This window comes from Sorangiineae bacterium MSr11954, from assembly GCA_037157815.1.
Taxonomy (GTDB): Bacteria; Myxococcota_A; Polyangia; order Polyangiales; family Polyangiaceae; genus Pendulispora; species Pendulispora albinea.
On record CP089984.1, the window covers coordinates 11993774 to 12009576 of the forward strand.

19 protein-coding genes and 1 riboswitch are annotated in these 15803 nt (G+C 67.8%); of the genes, 15 read left to right on the forward strand and 4 right to left on the reverse strand.

Features of this window, described 5'->3' with window-relative positions; translation table 11 throughout:
• Nucleotides 1-25 precede the first annotated feature (25 nt).
• The 4 genes from atpE to LZC94_47435 form a co-directional block, all read right to left on the reverse strand.
• Nucleotides 26-367, reverse strand: a complete 342-nt coding sequence (gene atpE / locus LZC94_47420; protein WXB15440.1) for an ATP synthase F0 subunit C — start codon at nt 365-367, stop codon at nt 26-28.
• Nucleotides 368-584: 217 nt separating this feature from the next.
• Complete coding sequence (gene atpB / locus LZC94_47425) at nt 585-1427, reverse strand: F0F1 ATP synthase subunit A (protein ID WXB15441.1); 843 nt, start codon at nt 1425-1427, stop codon at nt 585-587.
• Between the two features lie 35 nt (nt 1428-1462).
• Nucleotides 1463-1867: a hypothetical protein gene (locus tag LZC94_47430; GenBank protein WXB15442.1), complete on the reverse strand. Its 405-nt coding sequence runs from the start codon at nt 1865-1867 to the stop codon at nt 1463-1465.
• Entirely contained in the window at nt 1854-2171 is a 318-nt protein-coding gene (locus LZC94_47435; GenBank protein ID WXB15443.1) for an AtpZ/AtpI family protein, read from the reverse strand. The genes LZC94_47430 and LZC94_47435 overlap by 14 nt, the downstream gene beginning before the upstream one ends.
• 359 nt (nt 2172-2530) lie before the next feature.
• Between LZC94_47435 and LZC94_47440 the strand changes: the two genes are divergently transcribed.
• The 15 genes from LZC94_47440 (at nt 2531) to LZC94_47510 (ending at nt 15761) form a co-directional block, all read left to right on the forward strand.
• Entirely contained in the window at nt 2531-3202 is a 672-nt protein-coding gene (locus tag LZC94_47440) for a hypothetical protein (GenBank protein ID WXB15444.1), read from the forward strand.
• Nucleotides 3203-3215: 13 nt separating this feature from the next.
• Nucleotides 3216-3998 carry an adenosylcobinamide-GDP ribazoletransferase gene (locus tag LZC94_47445; protein ID WXB15445.1) on the forward strand — a complete coding sequence of 261 codons (783 nt, stop codon included), beginning with the start codon at nt 3216-3218 and terminating at the stop codon, nt 3996-3998.
• The gene (locus LZC94_47450) at nt 3995-4642 is read left to right on the forward strand and encodes a histidine phosphatase family protein (GenBank protein ID WXB15446.1); all 648 of its coding nucleotides are present in this window, start codon (nt 3995-3997) and stop codon (nt 4640-4642) included. The genes LZC94_47445 and LZC94_47450 overlap by 4 nt, the downstream gene beginning before the upstream one ends.
• Nucleotides 4634-4838, forward strand: a riboswitch (cobalamin riboswitch). Its footprint overlaps the gene before it by 9 nt.
• Before the next feature lie 7 nt (nt 4839-4845).
• The gene (locus tag LZC94_47455; GenBank protein ID WXB15447.1) at nt 4846-6087 is read left to right on the forward strand and encodes an NAD(P)H-dependent oxidoreductase subunit E; all 1242 of its coding nucleotides are present in this window, start codon (nt 4846-4848) and stop codon (nt 6085-6087) included.
• A 52-nt stretch (nt 6088-6139) separates the two neighbouring features.
• The gene (locus LZC94_47460) at nt 6140-7384 is read left to right on the forward strand and encodes a hypothetical protein (protein WXB15448.1); all 1245 of its coding nucleotides are present in this window, start codon (nt 6140-6142) and stop codon (nt 7382-7384) included.
• An 11-nt stretch (nt 7385-7395) separates the two neighbouring features.
• A complete protein-coding gene (locus tag LZC94_47465; GenBank protein ID WXB15449.1) occupies nt 7396-8121 on the forward strand; it encodes a PepSY domain-containing protein in 726 nt (241 codons plus the stop codon).
• A gap of 31 nt (nt 8122-8152) precedes the next feature.
• The gene (locus LZC94_47470) at nt 8153-8527 is read left to right on the forward strand and encodes a DUF3209 family protein (protein WXB15450.1); all 375 of its coding nucleotides are present in this window, start codon (nt 8153-8155) and stop codon (nt 8525-8527) included.
• Between the two features lie 3 nt (nt 8528-8530).
• On the forward strand, nt 8531-9271 hold the full coding sequence (locus tag LZC94_47475; GenBank protein ID WXB15451.1) for an FAD-binding oxidoreductase: 741 nt from the start codon (nt 8531-8533) through the stop codon (nt 9269-9271).
• A gap of 21 nt (nt 9272-9292) precedes the next feature.
• A complete protein-coding gene (locus tag LZC94_47480; GenBank protein WXB15452.1) occupies nt 9293-10429 on the forward strand; it encodes a cobalt-precorrin-5B (C(1))-methyltransferase in 1137 nt (378 codons plus the stop codon).
• An 8-nt stretch (nt 10430-10437) separates the two neighbouring features.
• Nucleotides 10438-11145: a precorrin-8X methylmutase gene (locus LZC94_47485; GenBank protein ID WXB20330.1), complete on the forward strand. Its 708-nt coding sequence runs from the start codon at nt 10438-10440 to the stop codon at nt 11143-11145.
• Nucleotides 11146-11257: 112 nt separating this feature from the next.
• Nucleotides 11258-12499: a precorrin-6y C5,15-methyltransferase (decarboxylating) subunit CbiE gene (cbiE, locus tag LZC94_47490; GenBank protein ID WXB15453.1), complete on the forward strand. Its 1242-nt coding sequence runs from the start codon at nt 11258-11260 to the stop codon at nt 12497-12499.
• Entirely contained in the window at nt 12496-13263 is a 768-nt protein-coding gene (gene cobI / locus LZC94_47495; protein WXB15454.1) for a precorrin-2 C(20)-methyltransferase, read from the forward strand. The genes cbiE and cobI overlap by 4 nt, the downstream gene beginning before the upstream one ends.
• A complete protein-coding gene (locus LZC94_47500) occupies nt 13260-14417 on the forward strand; it encodes a cobalamin biosynthesis protein (GenBank protein WXB15455.1) in 1158 nt (385 codons plus the stop codon). Before cobI ends, LZC94_47500 begins: the two co-directional genes overlap by 4 nt.
• Entirely contained in the window at nt 14410-15336 is a 927-nt protein-coding gene (cobJ, locus tag LZC94_47505; GenBank protein ID WXB15456.1) for a precorrin-3B C(17)-methyltransferase, read from the forward strand. The genes LZC94_47500 and cobJ overlap by 8 nt, the downstream gene beginning before the upstream one ends.
• Nucleotides 15336-15761 carry a precorrin-3B C(17)-methyltransferase gene (locus LZC94_47510; GenBank protein WXB15457.1) on the forward strand — a complete coding sequence of 142 codons (426 nt, stop codon included), beginning with the start codon at nt 15336-15338 and terminating at the stop codon, nt 15759-15761. Before cobJ ends, LZC94_47510 begins: the two co-directional genes overlap by 1 nt.
• The last annotated feature ends 42 nt before the right edge of the window (nt 15762-15803 follow it).

Genomic DNA, 15803 nt, shown 5'->3' on the forward strand with positions numbered 1-15803 from the left:
TGCATCGCGAAAGCGATGCCGCTCGTCAGCCGATCTTGCCGAGGATGAACAGCGAAACGACGAGCGCGAACAGAACGAGCGACTCGATGAGCGCCAGGCCGAGAATCATCGGCGTCTGAATACGGGCGGCGGCTCCCGGGTTGCGGGCGATGCCTTCGAGGGCTGCACTGGCCGCGCGACCCTGTCCCAGACCGCCACCGAGCACCGCGAGGCCGATCGCGATCCCGGCGCCGATCCCGGCCCACATCTTGACATCATTCGCGTTCGAGCCGGCTTTGGCAGCCGTTTCCTGTGCGAACGCGGCGGTGGAGATGAGTAGCGTCGCGAGCGAGGCGAGTACGGGAGCGAGCTTCTTCGTGGTCGACATCTTCAGGGGCTCCTTTAGGAGGACCCGCCTTTGGCGGGGGCAATACAGAGGGTCAGCGAGAGAGGAGACGTTCGAGAGAGGAACGTTCTAGGGAGAGCTTCTAGGGAGAGCGTCTGCGAGCGAGCCGTTTAGTCGGTTTTGTACAGTCCGCGCAAGAGCATCGTTTGAGCAGCGGTTAAGCCGCAGTTATGCAGCGAATGGCAAAAAATGCCGGGAATCACGCAGGGGGCTGCAGGGGAATCTGCGTGATGTCATGTTTTTTTCCCGGCTGGTGATCCTCCACGTGCTCTTCGTGCTCGGTCGCGAGCGCGATGTAAACGGTGGACAGCAGGGTGAAAACGTACGCCTGGACGGCGATGACGAGGGTGCCGAGGAGCATGATGACCACGGGGATCACCAGCACCACCAGGGAGTGGAAGATCGAGACCAGCAAGTGGTCGACCGACATATTGAGCATCAAACGAACCGACAGGGTGATCGGCCGAATGAGAAGGCTCATCAATTCCAGCGGGAAGATCAGGAAGGCAAGCCACCAAACCGGGCCGGCCAAGTGCTTGATGTACCCAAAGCCGTTTTCCTTCAACCCGTAGTAGTTGAAGGCAAAAAACACGACGAGGGCCGATCCGAGCGTGATGTTCCACGAGGACGTGGGCGGGGCAAAACCGGGGATGAGACCCAGCAGATTGCCGAAGAAGACGAATGCAGCCGCTGTCCCGACCACCGGGAAGTAGCGCTTGGCGCGCTTGGCTCCCATCGCGTCCTTCATCGTGTCGTAGACGGTGCTGACGAACAGCTCGAGGAAGGTGCGGGTGGTGAGCTTGTCCTCGGGAAGAATGGCCGAATCTGCGACGCCCGAGGGACCTTGAGCGATCTTGGCGCGCGTGAGGAACGCCGCGACCACGAGGATCAGCACGATGAAAATGCTGACCACGAACGGTTCGATCGTATGGGCGGTGACCGGCTTGTGGCCGAAAAGCGTGGGGCCGAGGCTATGGGCCAGCTCTCCCAGGATCGGAAATTTCGCGATCAGGTACGTGAAAAACGACGTGTGCTCCGGCATGTCGGCCTCCGCTCTACACTAAGGAGAGGACAATTTCACTCGCGAAAGAGCGTACCGAGCACGATGCCCAATGGGAGGGCCCCAATTCCCGTCAAAAAAGGCAATGGGAGAAAGATCTTTCGCGAGAGAAGAAGGATGACCCCGGTGAACAGGAGGAGAAACTTGAGGAGCACCACGGGCGCCCACCGGGCCCCTTGACGGGCGGGGTCGATGCCGACCATCGCCGACACCATTCGCGTCAGCACATAGAGGTCGAGCACCGCGAGGGCCACGCCTGCCGCGGTGGACAGCGCAGCATGCGCACCGAGAAAAAGCCCGGCTCCGGCGGTCATCAGCGCGCCGGTGGCCAGCACCGGGATCAAGGAGGGGATGCGCGGCCTGGTGCCGGTGCCTTGGCTTTGGTGGTCCTTGCCGGGATCGTCGTCGTTAGGGGCGATCATCCGAGTTTTCCTTGGCGTCGTCCTTGGAGACGTCTTCGTCGATGCCCGGGGGCGGGCCGTTCTCACGGTCTTCTTTCTCGAGCGCGCGCTGCTCGAGCCGGGCCATCACGAACAGCGAGCGAAAGCCTGCAAACGTGCCGAGCGCGAGGCCCACCCACGTGAGGTACCCCGTGCCGAAACGGTGATCGAGAAAGCGACCGACGAAGAAACCCGCCACGATCAGCGCAGCGAATTCGAAGCCGACCACCGCAAATCGTCCGAGCTGCTTCACGTGTGAGCTGTTCTCCTCCCGTTTTCCGTTCATGCCCAACCGGCCCCGGGTGCCCGACTTTTCTCGGGCGGCGCGGGACGCCGGGCTCTATCATGCGCATTATGCACAAGCTTGAAATTGGTGCGAAGCCCTGCGTTTTCCCAGCTTCCGCACGTCCGTACGCTCGTGCCACAACGCTCTCGTGCGCTCTGGCGGCCGCGTTTTCCCTCTGCGCGACCTCGAGCGTCGCGCGGGCCCAGCAAGGAACCCTTCCGCCTCTTCCTCCCGCCGGGCCTTCCACTGCGCCGTCGCCGCCTCCTCCGCCTTATCCGGGCCCCGGCCAGCAGACCGCGCCGGCCCCGGCGCCCGCACCGGCCCCAGCGCCGCCCGTCTATTACACGCAGCCTTCGTCGGTGCCGCCGCCCCCGCCCCCGTTCGAGTACGCGGAAGCACCCGAGCCGGTTCATGCACCGCGCTACGCGCTCTACGTGGGGGCCTCGCTCCGTTATCTCGGCTTCGGTGGCAATTTCTACCGCAATCAGAACCGCGAGCTGGAAACCTCGGGGAACTTCGTTCGAAGCGGACCAGGGCTCGAGCTCAACGTGGGCGCGCGCCTGGGGAGGAAGTACATCCCGTTTCTCTTTTGGGAGCACGGCTTCATGCGGCAGGGGCACCGCTTCGAGGGGAGCGACGCCACGTCGTCCAGCGACTTGGTGGGGCTCGGCTTCCGCTACATCGCGGGCGACGTCGATCGGGCGGGGTTTCTCTCGGAGCTGTCGATTGGCATCCGCACCATCACCGTGAAGAAGGGCGGCGAGACCTACAAGATGTCCGGATGGGAGATCTTCCGCCTCGGTTTGGGCGCTGAGATCCGGCTGTCCAAGCTGTTCACCATTTCCCCGATGGGGCACATCTCGAGCGGTGTTCTGAACGACACCGATGGCGACATCACCTTTAGCGCCGAGGGGTCCCGCGATGGCCTTACGCACCCCACGTCCATCCACGGTCGCGGCATCCAAGACGGAAAAGCGTACGTGGTCGTCAGCATCGGGTGTGGTGCCCACTTCGACCTCTTTGGAAAATAGCCCGCCCGCGACCATGGCTGCAGGTTGGCCTCCGTATCTGCGCGGGGTGCGGGCGGCGGTCACCTTGCTGACCCGTCTTCCCGTCGGGGGCTTCCCCTATTCGGAGGCCGATTGGCGCTGGTCGGCCGCGTACCTTCCCCTGGTGGGCGCCTTTTTGGGCGCGGTGCTCGGGGGGGTGTGGCTCCTTACGGTGCGCGCGGGGCCCGCGGTCGCCGCGGTGGTGGTGCTCGCCATGTCGCTCTTGCTCACGGGGGCCATGCACGAAGATGGCTTGGCCGACACCGCCGATGCCCTCGGCGGCGCCACGACGCGCGAGCGCATGTTCGCCATTTTGAAGGATAGCCGCATCGGCACCTTCGGGAGCGCGGCGCTCGCGGTGTCGCTGCTCTTGCGCGCGGCCTTGCTGGCGCGCCTCGCGGAGATCGCGCCCATCGTGTTGGTCTTCGCCAACGCGGGCGCGCGCCTCGTTCCGGTGTGGCTGATGGCGGCGTTGCCTTATGTGACCGATGCGGCGGTCGCCAAGAGCTCGGCGATCGCTGCGGCGGGCCGCGTGCAGGTCGCCGTGGCCACGGTGATCTTCGGGGCGCTCGCGTGTGGTGTGTGTATGATGCATGCATTGAGCGCCGTGGAGCTGGGCGCGGCCCTGGTCAGCGTGGTGCTCGCGGGGTGGCTCTGCGCGGCGCGGTTTCGCGCGCGGGCCGGAGGGATCACCGGTGACTTCCTCGGCGCGGCGGAGCAAGTGAGCGAGTGCGTGCTGCTGCTGGCGGTGGCCGTGGCTCGTGGAGGTGCATCGTGAGCCGCGGCTCGCTCTGGGTGGCACGGCATCCCCCGGTGCACGCGCCCAACCTTTGCTATGGCCGCACCGATGTGGCCACGCGCGTCGCCCACGACGAAGCCGCTGCGCTCCTCGCCGACGCGTTTCCATCTGCGGCCGCGACCAACGACGCTGCGGCGGCCAACGACGCATCGGGGTGGCCGGAAATCGTTTGGACGTCGCCGGTGTCGCGTTGCCGCTGCGTGGCGGAGCATTTTTCCGCGCGCATCGGGGCCGAGCTTCGGGTCGACGGTGCGCTCCATGAGATGAGCATGGGCGCGTGGGATGGGCTCACGTGGGCCGAAATCGAAGGTCGGGACGGCGAAGCGTATGCGCGCTGGCTCGCGGAGTGGGAGAACGTGGCGCCGCCGGGGGGCGAGGGGCCGCGCGATTTGGAGCGGCGTGCGGTCGCCTGGTTGGCGGCGCTCGACCCCGAGCGCCGGCATGCGTTGGTGGCGCACGCGGGCTTCGTTCGGGCGCTGCACGTGGTGCTGGCGGATCGAACGTGGCCCGAAGCCATGGAAATTCGAGTGGAACACCTTGTGTGGAGTCGGATGCATTGGCCGGCTGCGCTTGACAGCGGGAGCGTGTGTGGGTCAGCATGCGCGCCGTTGTTGACAAGCTAATTCGCTTCGGGTGCCCGCAAGGGTACAAGAGGGAAGCCGGTGACATGCCGGCGCGGTACCGCCACTGTATGTGGGGAGTTACGGTCCATCGCCACTCACGCTCCATGTGGAGCGCGGGGAAGGGGAGCGTAACGTTGCAGCTGCCAAGCTGCTGAACCTGCGAGCCAGGATACCTGCCCGAGGCTTCACGCGAGAGGTGCGCCATGCACTCTGCTCCGTGGCTTCCGGGTGCGGACTACACCCTGGCCACCGAACGCCCGGCTGATACGTGCGTTCTCCTCGTCGGTCACGGCAGCCGAAACCCCGAGGCCAACGCCGAATTCGAATCGCTGGCCGACGTGTACCGGCAGGCCCGAACCGATCTGGCGGTCCAGATTGGCTACATCGAGCTCGCGCGACCGCTCGTCCCCGAAGCGCTCGCGATGGCAGCACGCATGGCGCGCCGCGTTGCCGTGGTGCCGCTGTTCCTCTTCTCCGCCGGCCACGTCAAGAACGACCTGCCGCTCGCCATCGACGAAGCGCGCCGCCGTTTTCCATCCCGGACCTTCGCGGTCGCGCCCGCTCTCGGGGTGCACCCTTCGCTGGTGGCCATGGCGCACGATCGGGTGGCGCCGCTCCTGTCGGACGACGCCGCCCAGCGCGCGCGGACCATGCTCCTCGTGGCCGGCCGCGGCTCCAGCGATCCCGACGCCAACGCCGACTTTTGCAAGCTGGTGCGCCTCATTGGCGATGGGCGCGATCTCTTCGATGTGCAGCCCTCGTTCATGGGCATCACCGGACCCAAGGTGGAGACCTCGCTCGATCGGATCGCACGCATGCGCCCCGAGCGTCTGGTGGTCTTGCCGTATCTGCTCTTTGCCGGCCGCCTCGCCACGCGCCTCACGGCGCAAGTCGCCGCGTTCGCCGAGCGTCATCCCTGGATCCGCGCCTCGCTCGCGCCGCACCTCGGCCACGATCCGCGCCTCTTCGAGCTCATCGACGAGCGCGCAGCGAAGGCGCTCGCGGGTGAAGACCTCCTTCCGTGCGATACGTGCCAGTACCGCACCGCCCTTCCGGGGCTCGCGCACCAAGTCGGCGGGCTGCGCGCGCTCCTCTACAGCGTGCGCCACACGTTGACGCACGCGCAAGCGTCGATGCCCGTGCACATGCACAAGCCGCTGAAGAAGCACGTGCTCGTGTGCTGCAACACCGACTGCGTGGACCGCGGGAGCACGGCGCTCCTCGCGGCCTTGCGGCGCGAGGTCAAAGACGCCGGCCACGCGCGCACCATCAAGGTCACCCGCACCGCGTGCATGGGCCGCTGCGGTGAGGGACCCACCGTGGCCGTTTACCCCGACGGCGTGTGGTACCGCGGCGTTCGCGAGGCGGATGCCGCGGAGATCGTACACGAACACCTCCTCGAAGATCGTCTCGTCGCCCGACTCGTCGACGACATCTTGCAGTGAACCGACACCTCGAACCTCGACGCCAGGCAGCAAATCGAACGGGAGCTACGACATGAAATACATTCAATGGACCGCGATGGCCGCCACGTTGGCCGCGGGAGCGACCATGGCCGCCGGCTGCAGCAGCTCGTCACCCGATCCTGGACCCAGCTGCGTGATGACCTCCGAGCTCACGCCGGCGGCCCGCTCCGGTAACCTCTTGCGCCGCGCGTACGTGGCGAGCCGCGACTCGGGCAATGTCACGGTCATCGACCTCGACACCCTGGAGATCGTCGGCTCGGTCAATACGTGCAGCAAGGGCTACCACATGGTGGAGCTCAACGCGGACTTCACCAAGGTGTACGCGAGCGGCACCGAAGAAGCGAAGATCGACGTGCTCGACGCGCGCACCCTGGGCCTCAACACGCAAATCTCCGTGGGCGCCGAGCCCTCGCACTTGAACTTGAGCCGCGATGGAAAGCTCTTGGCCATCGTCGACGAGAAGGACAACGCGGTCTCCTTCGTAGACCCCGCGCGCGACGTGGAGGTCAAACGCGTGCCCGGCTTTCACACCCCGCACTTCGTCCGCTTCGACCACGACAACCGCTACGCCTATGTCGCCAACATGGGCGCCTACCACGTCACCCGCGTGGATCTCTCCACCTTGGCCATCGACGCCACCATCCCGCTCGACGGCCACAAGGACTCGGACGTGATGCCCGAGGGTGAAGAAGGCGGCTTCGCCGATGTGCAAATCGATCAAGACGGTGTGCTCTGGGGCGCCCACGCCGAGAGCGGCAAGGTGCTCCTCTACGACACCAAGGCGCACAAGAAGCTCCCCGAGTTCCGCGCCGGCCAGCGTCCTTGGGTCGTCTACGCCGAGCATCCGTTCGCGGGCATCGAGGCTCGGGTGGTGCCGGACCACCGCAAGCTCGGCGTGTCGCTGCTTCAGCGCTCGTCGGTGGGCTCCGCGCCGCCGGAGGACGCGCCCACCATCCGCACCGAAGAGCCCGAGTCTTACGGGGTGAACTACTCCTCGCTCGTCCCCGACAAGGCGTTCGTGATGAACCGCATGCGCAAGGAAATTGCCGTGATCAATACGCGCACCAAGGAGCTGACCGCGCGCATTGGCGTGGGCGGCAACACGGAGACGGCGTCCACCACCCCCGACGGGAAATGGATCGTCGCCGCCGTGAGCGACGCCAACCGGGTCGTGGTCATCGACGCGCAGACGAACGCCATCGTGAAGACGTTCGACGACGTCGGCAAGTACCCGTGGACGGTGACGATCCCGCAGGGCCAGAACTACTGCCACTGACGGTGAGCGGGATGCAGCGCCTCGTACGAAAGATCCACCTCACCGCGACGGCCATCCTCGGCGTGCAGCTCGTGGCTTGGGCGGTCACCGGCTTTGCCTTCACGCTGTTCGACTTCCGTGCGGTGCGAGGCACCGACGACCGCGCGCCGGCCGCGGTCTTGCCGCGCGAGGTGCTCCCTCCGCTGCTGGGGGAGGATCGCGGTCGTGGATGGACGGCCGAGGAGCGCGCGTCGATCCAATCCGTGCACCTGACGATGCTCGCCGGCCGCCCCGTCTACGCCGTCGCGTTCGCGGGCGAGCGCGGCGAGCGCCTCGTGGACGCCGTCGATGGCCAGCGGCTCACGATCGACGAGCCGCTGGCCGCGCGCATCGCGACGGGGGCCTTTCGGGGTACGGCGCGTGCGCTCGGCGCGACCCGCAGAGACGACGAGGGGCGCGACGTCTGGATCGTTCGCCTCGATGATCGGCGCGCCACCGAGGTCGCCGTCGATGCGGCGACCGGCGAGATCGCCTGGTGGCGCAACGATGTGTGGCGGGCGTTCGACACGCTCTGGTCGATTCACGTGCTCGGCTATGTCGACCGGCGCAGCCCGGCGCATTGGCCGCTCCGCGTGGTGGGCCTTTTGGCCAGCGTGGCCGCCCTCAGCGGCGCGGGGTTGCTCCTCGCGCGGCTCGCACTCCGCCTTCGCCGGCGCGCGGCCCCTCGTGCCGCGGCCGCGCTGCCCAAAGCCCACTGACCAAACTTCGGAAGGAACAAAGGAAAAGACGATGGCTTGCCACGAAATTGCCGCACTTCGCCTGGGGTTGATGAAGATTCTCGGGGTCGACGACGAAGCCGAGAAGGCGCACGAGCTCGCGGAGCTCGGCCCCGCGGCGCACGAACCGGGACCGCTCGCATCGCTCACCAAGGCCGCCGATCTCGATTCGCTCGTCAAGCTGTTCACCACCTCGCTCATCGACTTGAACGAGAAGGTGGCGCGCACCGGGGCCGGCGATCCCAAGCTCCCCTACCTTCGAAGCTTGGTGGTGCTGACGAAAAAGGTCGAGCTCGAGCTGCGCGCGCAAGTGGAGGGCCTTTCGCGCATGAACCGCGAGCTGGAAGAGATGCACGATCTCGTGCACGAGCTCTTCCCGGCGGAGTGACCCATGGCCGCGAACCCCAAGACGCTCCGAATCCTCGCCTCGCACCCGGAAGGGAGCAGCGCGCGGGCGCTCGAAATCGAGACCATCGACGGCTCTCCGCTGGCCCCCACCGCCGGCAAATACATCATCGTCAACACGGGCGTGGTCGTCGGCGAAAAGGCGATCAAGCGCGCTTATTCGCTCCTGCCCGTGCCCGGCGTGCCGCACCGCGCGCGGCTCTTGGTCAAGCGCCTGGGCGGCCCCGGCTCCGAGGTGATGCATGCCGCGCCGGTCGGCACGGAGCTGTCGTTCAGCGGTCCGTGGGGGAAGTTGATCGCGCCGGGCCATGACGCGCCGGTGTCCGATGGCGCGGATGCGCCGCGCACCTTGGTCGTGGCCACCGACACCGGCATCACCACGGCGCTCGGTATCGCGCTGCACGCGAGCACGTTGTCCACCTGCCGCGTGCTCGAAGTGCTCTGGCTGCGCAGCGAGGACGAGACATTTCTCGATGTCGACTCCGTCGAGGCGCGCATCGAGCAAGCCGGTGTCCGTTTCGTGCACGCCGCCGTTCTACCGGCGAGCGATCCGAATCGCGTCCACACGGCGTGGTCCCACGTGGACGCACGGGTCGCGGAGCTGGGCGCGGAGCTCGTGATCGCCTCGGGCGATGGCGCGATCATTCACCCGCTGCGAACCCGCTGGGCCCTCCCCGAGGTGCGCATCGAGTGCTACTTCCACAACCCCGAAAAGAAGAGCGCCTAGGCGGAGGAAGACGAGGCTCCCGTGGACCTACCGCGCACGCTACGAACGGTGGTTCCCCCGCGCGATCCGAAGGGGCAGCGCGAAGGGTTCACCACGGGTGCGTGCGCCGCCGCCGCGGCCAAGGCGGCCGTCCGGCTGCTCCTGCGCGGCGAGGGGTCGTCCGAGATCGAGTCGACGCTCCCCAATGGCCAGCGCCACACCTTCGTGCTGGAGCGATGCGAGCGCACGGACGATGTGGCGGTGTGCAGCATCGTCAAGGACGCGGGCGACGATCCCGATTGCACGCACGGCGCGGAGATCGTGGCGGAGGTGAGCTTGCGCGCGGAGCCCGGCATCGAGCTGCGCGGCGGCGAAGGCGTGGCGCGGGTGACCAAGCCGGGGCTGGGGCTGGAGGTGGGCGGGCCTGCGATCAACCCGGTGCCGAGGCGCAACATCACGGCCATGGTCCTCGAGGAGCTCGCGGGCAGCGCCTTTCGCGGCGCCGTGGTGACCATTCGTGTTCCGGGGGGCGAGGAGCTCGCGAAGCAGACTATCAATGCCCGGCTCGGGCTCCTCGGAGGGATTTCCATCCTCGGCACCACCGGCATCGTCAAACCGTATTCGACGGCCGCGTACAAGGCGAGCGTGGTGCAGGCCATCGACGTGGCGCGCGAGCGCGGCCAGACGATTTTGGTGCTCACCACCGGCGGCAAGTCGGAGGCGTACGCCATGAAGCTCTACCCGGAGCTCGCCGAGGAGGCCTTCGTGCAGGTGGGCGACTTCGTGGGCGTCGGGGTCAAGCATTGCGCACGGCGCGGCGCGGAGCGCGCGGTGGTGGTGGGCATGATCGGCAAGCTCTCCAAGATGGCCGACGGTCGCACGATGACCCACGCGGCCGGCTCCGAGGTCAACATGGAGCTGCTCGCCGGCATCGCGCGCGATCTCGGGGCAGGCGAGCCCGTGGTCTCCGAGATCCGCGCGGCCAACACCGCCCGCCACGTGATGGAGATCGCGGCGCGTGAAGGCATCACCCAGTTGTGCAGCAGCATCTGCGAGCGCGTCGTCTTCCACCTCGGAGAGCACGTGGGCGGCGCGCTCGACATTCATGCGGTGCTCGTCGATTTCAACGGGGCGGTGCTCGGGCGATACCCGAGCCCGGCCCCTACGGAGGCTTCATGACCAGCGACATGCGACAGATGACCGCGCTCGGGCGCGGGATCGAGGACCGGAGCTTTGCCATCATCGACGCCGAGGTCGGCCCCCACGGCTTCCCCGACGCCGAGTGGCAAGTGGTCAGGCGGGTCATCCACGCCACCGCCGACTTCGAGTTCCGCTCGCTCATGCGCTTCGGCGGCGACGCCATCGCCTCCGGGATCCGCGCGCTCCGCGCCGGGTGCCCCGTGGTGGTCGACGTGAAGATGATCGCCGTCGGCCTCAACGAGCAGCGCCTCGCGTCCTACGGCTGCAAGGTGTTCTCGTTCATCTCCGACGAAGACGTCATCGCGAGTGCCACCGCCTCGAACTCCACGCGCGCCATCGAGTCGATGCGCAAAGCGCACCGCGAGGGCGTCCTCGACGGCGCCATCGTGGCCATCGGCAACGCGCCCACCGCGCTGCTCGAGGTCCTGCGGCTGGTGCGCGAGGAGAACGCCAAGCCGGCGCTGGTCCTCGGGGTGCCGGTGGGGTTCGTGTCGGCGGCGGAGTCGAAGGACGAGCTCATCGCCTCCACCGTGCCGTTCATCGCCGCCCGCGGCCGCAAAGGCGGAAGCACCATCGCGGTCGCCATCGTTCACGCGCTGCTCCTTTTGTCGGCGCAAGAAGCGCAAGGTGCGCACGAAGCGCGAGGGGCACACGACGCGCAAGCTCCGTCGCGGGATCGGGGAGGTGCGCCATGAGCACGCGGCGGGCGGTGACGGTGATCGGCATCGGGGACGACGGCTGCGCCGGACTGACGAGCCGCGCGGCGAACGAAGCGCAAGCTCCGTCGCGGGATCGGGGAGGTGCGCCATGAGCACGCGGCGGGCGGTGACGGTGATCGGCATCGGGGACGACGGCTGCGCCGGATTGACGAGCCGCGCCGCGAACGCCGTGGCGCGCGCCCACGTGCTGGTGGGCGGCGAGCGGCACCTCGCGTTCTTTCCGCAGTTCACGGGCGAGCGGATCGCGCTCAAGGGCGGGCTCGGCGCGGCGTTGGACCGCGCCTCCGAGCTCGCCAACGAGCACCAGGTGTGCGTGCTCGCGTCGGGCGATCCGCTCTTCTTCGGCATCGGGCCGCTGATCGCCAAGCGCTTCGGGGCGGAGCACGTCGAGTTCCTCCCCGCGCCCAGCTCCATCCAGTGGGCGTTCGCGCGCACGGGCATCGCATGGGAGGACGCCGAGGTCCTCTCCGTGCACGGCCGCAGCATGGACGGCTTCGTGAGCCGCCTGCGCCATGTCTCGAAGGTGGCGGTGCTCACCGACACGGAAAATACGCCCGCCCGCCTGGCCGCGCGCCTCCTCGAGTACGGCGACGACCGCTGGCAAGCGTGGGTCTGCGAGCGCCTCTCGGGCCCCGGCGAGCGGGTCCGAGCCTTCGCCCTCGCCGATCTGGCTGCCCAGACGGACATCGATCCGCTCAACGTCCTTTTGCTGGTGCGCGAGGGCGCCTTTCGCCCGCGGCCTGCCATCCCGTACCTGCACGAAGACGCCTTCGCCAAACGCATGCCGAAGAACGGCTTGATCACCAAGCGCGAGGTGCGCCTCCTCTCGCTGGCGTCCCTGGCCATCGCCCCCGACGCCATCGTCTGGGACATCGGCGCCGGCTCCGGCTCCGTGGCCATCGAGGCCGCGATGCTCGCGCCGCGCGGGTGGGTCTACGCCATCGAGGTGGACCCCGAGGGGGTGGCCATCTGCCGCGACAACGTGCGCACCCACGGGGTCGACAACGTCGAGGTCATCGCGGGCCGCGCCCCCGAAGCGCTCGCGGGCCTGAAGGCGCCCGACGCCGTCTTCGTCGGCGGCAGCAAAGGCAGCATGGAGGCCATCGTCGCCGCGTCCCTCGAAGCGCTCCGCCCCGGCGGCCGCCTCGTGGTCAACGCCGTCACCCTCGAGAACGTGGCCGAGGCCTACACCACCCTGCGCGCGCACCGGCTCGACCCCGAGATCACCCTGGTGCAAATCGCCCGCGGCGTGCCCCTCGCGCACTACCGCCGCTACGAGTCGCTCAACCCGATCCACATCATGGCCGCCTCCAAGCCGGTGGCGTCATGAGCGACCTCGGCACCCTGTATGGCGTTGGCGTCGGCCCCGGCGCGTCGGATTTGATCACCTTGCGCGCCGTGAAGGTGCTCCAGTCGGCCGAGGTCCTCGCGCTTCCGCGCAGCTCCGACTTTGGCGCGTCGGTCGCGTGGGAGATCATCGAGCCGATCCTCACCGAGCCTCGTCCCGGGCAAAAGCGGCTGCGTCTGACATTCCCCATGACCAAGGACCCGTCGAAGGTGCGCCCGCACGTGGACGCGGCGGTCTCCGCCATCGGAGCGCACCTGGTGGAGGGGCGCTCGGTCGCCTTCGTCACCGAGGGCGACCCTTCGCTCTTCAGCACCTTCGGCTATGTGCGGCAGGAGGCGCGCAAGCGCTGGCCGGGGTTGCGCGTCGACGTGGTCCCCGGGGTGACGTCGATCACCGCGGTGGCCGCCGTCGGCGGGATGCCGCTCGCCGACGGGCACGAGCGCATCGCCATCGTACCGGCCACCTATGGGGTGAGCGATCTGGTCGACTTGCTCACCCGCTTCGACACCGTGGTCCTGATGAAGCTGGGCGGCGAGATGCCCACCATCCTCGCCGCGCTGGAGCAGACGGGGCTCACCGACCGCGCCTTCTTCGTCTCGAAGGCCACCATGGCCGAGCAGCGCCTCGAGACCGACGTTCAAAAGCTGCGCGACGAGCGCGGCGGCTGCTTCTCCATGTTGATCGTCAAACGCCAGGACCGCAGCGGCGTGCTCCTCGGCGGCGCCCCGAACGAGGAGATCCCGTGACCACCCCCCGCCGTCCCTTCGCCATCTACGCCATCACCCGCCATGGCATCGACATCGCACGAAAGCTCGCCGCAGGGCTCCCCGGCGCGGATCTCTTCGTCTCCGCCAAGCTCGCGCACTTGGCCGCGCCGCTCACGATCAAGCCCTTTGCGCTGCCGATGGGGCCTCTCTTGTCCGACACCTTCACGGCCTACGATGGGCACATCTTCATCATCAGCGTGGGCGCCGTGGTCCGCATGATCGCGCCGCTCCTTCAAAACAAGAAGGTCGACCCGGCCATCGTCTGCGTCGACGACGCCGCGCGCTTCTCCATCTGCGTCCTCTCGGGCCACGTGGGCCGCGGCAACGTCTTCACCGAGCGCGTCGCGTCCATCTTGGGGGCAGCGTCCGTGGTGACCACCGCATCGGACGCCATCGGCACCTTGACCGTGGACATCCTCGGACGCGATCTCGGCTGGACCCTCGACGACATGGATCGAAATGTGACGCGCGGCTGCGCGGCGGTGGTGAACGCCGCCCCCGTCTTGTTCGTGCAGGAGACGGGCGAACCGCACTTTTGGCCCGTGGATCGCCCGCTCCCCGATGGCGTGCAGTACGCCACCAGCCTGGATGGCGTGGACCCCCGCGCGTGGGAGATCCTCCTGGTCGCGACGGATCGTGAACGAGCGCGTATCGACGCGGCGCAGTGGGACAACGCCGTGGTGTATCGGCCCAAGAGCCTGGTGGTCGGTCTGGGTTGCGATCGCGATGCTTCGCCCGAGATGGTCGAGCGCGGGGTGGACGCGCTGCTCGCGGCGCATGGCTTGTCGTCCAAGTCGGTGAAGGCCATCGCGACCATCGACAAGAAGGCGGACGAGCGCGCGTTTCTCGCGCTGTCCGAGCGGAGGCGATGGCCGCTGCAGATCTTTACGCCCGAGGAGCTCGATGCGGTGCCGGGCATCGAGAACCCGTCGGAGACGGTGAAGCGCTTCGTGGGTGCGCGCGGCGTCGCGGAGCCGGCGGCGCTCCTCGCGGCCGGGGCGGAGAAGCTCTTGGTGCCCAAGCAGACGTACACGGAAGAAGGGGCGGGCCGCTCGATGACCTTTGCCGTGGCGCGCATCCCATTTTCGCGCCGCACCCCGAGTGAAACCAAGAAGGACGCCAACCATGAGTGACGTGAAAGGGCTGCTCTCCATCGTCGGCATCGGACCCGGTGCTTCGCAGCACACCTCGCCCGCGGCGTTGGAGGCGATCGCAATGTCCGACGTCATCGTCGGGTACACCACGTACATCAAGCTGGTGCGCCACCTCATCGAGGGCAAAGAGGTGGTTCGCACCGGCATGACGGAGGAAATCGGCCGCGCGCGCGCCGCCGTCGAGCGGGCGCGCGATGGGGCCAAGGTGGCCATCATCTCGTCGGGCGACGCCGGCGTGTACGGTATGGCGGGGCTGGTCTTTCAGGTGCTCCAAGAGATCGGCTGGAAGCGCGGGGACTCGCCGGAGCTGCGGATGGTCCCCGGCATGACGGCGCTCAACTCGTGCGGCTCGTTGGTCGGCGCCCCGCTCGGTCACGACTTTTGCGCCATCTCGCTCTCCGATCTGCTCACCCCGTGGCCCGTGATCGCGCGGCGCATCGAGGCCGCGGCGTCGGCCGACTTCGTCATCGGTCTTTACAACCCGGCCAGCGGCCGGCGCACCCGCCAAATCGTGGAGGCGCACGACATCATCGCGCGCTACCGCCCCGGCTCGACGCCGGTGGCGCTCGTGAAGAGCGCGTATCGAAAGCTCGAGCAGGTGACCTTGAGCGATCTCGATCACTTCCTGGAGTTCGAGATCGGCATGCTCACCACGGTGCTCGTCGGCTCGACCAACACGTTCGTCTTCGAGGGCTACATGGTCACGCCGCGCGGCTATACGAACAAGTACACCTGGGACGGCAACGCCATTGCCGGTCAAACGCCGGGGCGTTCGTTGGTCCTTTCGGAGGAGAACGTGCCCGTGCGGTCGGAGGGCGACGCGCGTGTGCGGTCGGAGGAGAACGTGCCCGCCCCTCGCGATCGAGCCCCGCTCGCGGTGCTGTCGGAGGAGGAATAATGTCGCGCGTCGGTCGACTTGCGGGGGCCATCCTGGCCGAGAGCCGCGGGGAGTATTTTCTGGTGGGGAACACCAAGGCCCCTTGCGATTGGGCGGCGGCCGGCTTCGAGCGCCCCGTCGAAATCGATCCGGCGAAGCGCCCCTTCGTGCGCCTCGCGCCCGTCGGTCCCATCGCACCCACCGCGCTCGGCGCGCCGTGCTTGACGTTCGACCTCGAAGGCGAGGAGCTCGCCCGCACCCTCGCCGCGCGGCTCCTCATCGAGCGAAATGGCTCCGTGAGCGAACGTCTGTGGCGTCTCGTCGTTCATCGGGGCGATCCCGATGCGGAGGAGGATGTGGAGGACATGATCGATGCGCGGTGGCTGGGGGAGATGCCCGCGCCCATTTGGCGGATCGTTCGCGATACGGTCCTTCGTTGCCTTTGAGTGCGGGTCCTAGGCCCGATGACGTCTCGTTCGACGATTCGA

Bases quoted from the DNA above. Each gene is read 5' to 3' on its own strand.
- atpE (WXB15440.1), bottom strand. From the start codon at position 367: ATGTCGACCACGAAGAAGCTCGCTCCCGTACTCGCCTCGCTCGCGACG.
- atpB (WXB15441.1), bottom strand. From the start codon at position 1,427: ATGCCGGAGCACACGTCGTTTTTCACGTACCTGATCGCGAAATTTCCG.
- LZC94_47430 (WXB15442.1), bottom strand. From the start codon at position 1,867: ATGATCGCCCCTAACGACGACGATCCCGGCAAGGACCACCAAAGCCAA.
- LZC94_47435 (WXB15443.1), bottom strand. From the start codon at position 2,171: ATGAACGGAAAACGGGAGGAGAACAGCTCACACGTGAAGCAGCTCGGA.
- LZC94_47445 (WXB15445.1), top strand. From the start codon at position 3,216: ATGGCTGCAGGTTGGCCTCCGTATCTGCGCGGGGTGCGGGCGGCGGTC.
- LZC94_47455 (WXB15447.1), top strand. From the start codon at position 4,846: ATGCACTCTGCTCCGTGGCTTCCGGGTGCGGACTACACCCTGGCCACC.
- LZC94_47460 (WXB15448.1), top strand. From the start codon at position 6,140: ATGAAATACATTCAATGGACCGCGATGGCCGCCACGTTGGCCGCGGGA.
- LZC94_47465 (WXB15449.1), top strand. From the start codon at position 7,396: ATGCAGCGCCTCGTACGAAAGATCCACCTCACCGCGACGGCCATCCTC.
- LZC94_47470 (WXB15450.1), top strand. From the start codon at position 8,153: ATGGCTTGCCACGAAATTGCCGCACTTCGCCTGGGGTTGATGAAGATT.
- LZC94_47475 (WXB15451.1), top strand. From the start codon at position 8,531: ATGGCCGCGAACCCCAAGACGCTCCGAATCCTCGCCTCGCACCCGGAA.
- LZC94_47485 (WXB20330.1), top strand. From the start codon at position 10,438: ATGCGACAGATGACCGCGCTCGGGCGCGGGATCGAGGACCGGAGCTTT.
- cbiE (WXB15453.1), top strand. From the start codon at position 11,258: ATGAGCACGCGGCGGGCGGTGACGGTGATCGGCATCGGGGACGACGGC.
- cobI (WXB15454.1), top strand. From the start codon at position 12,496: ATGAGCGACCTCGGCACCCTGTATGGCGTTGGCGTCGGCCCCGGCGCG.
- cobJ (WXB15456.1), top strand. From the start codon at position 14,410: ATGAGTGACGTGAAAGGGCTGCTCTCCATCGTCGGCATCGGACCCGGT.
- LZC94_47510 (WXB15457.1), top strand. From the start codon at position 15,336: ATGTCGCGCGTCGGTCGACTTGCGGGGGCCATCCTGGCCGAGAGCCGC.